Below are 354 nucleotides of genomic sequence, written 5' to 3'. Positions count from 1 at the left end.
TCAGATATTTAAGCGGAATGGTATTAATCCATTCCCGATTGCACATTTTCTTCACTCGATCCGGTATCGAAATAAAGTGATTCCATGCCTTTGAAACTTCATCGACAATTTCGTCATAGCCCGAAAACACTCTATTGGATAAACAATGCTGTCGTATCCAGCTCCATACTTGCTCTATTGGATTTAGTTCAGGTGAATAAGGTGGAAGCTTTATCAGGGTTAGGTTTTTAAATTCTGCAGCTGTATCGTATGTGTGCCAGCCTGCGCCATCTATTATCACGACAGCGTGTCTTCCAACAGGTGTCGCGTGTGATATCTGGCGCATATGCTGCGTCATTGCTTCTTTATTTACGA

At 42.1% G+C, this 354-nt stretch carries 1 protein-coding gene; it reads right to left on the bottom strand.

All coding sequences use genetic code 11. From position 1 onward, the window contains the following. A partial coding sequence (locus IRQ78_RS20915; protein WP_194442988.1) for a transposase occupies window positions 1-354 on the bottom strand: 354 nt, incomplete at both ends.

The sequence above is a fragment of the Pseudoalteromonas simplex genome (genome assembly GCF_015278155.1).
Lineage (GTDB): Bacteria > Pseudomonadota > Gammaproteobacteria > Enterobacterales > Alteromonadaceae > Pseudoalteromonas > Pseudoalteromonas simplex.
This window is presented reverse-complemented; position numbering and strand designations above follow the sequence as displayed.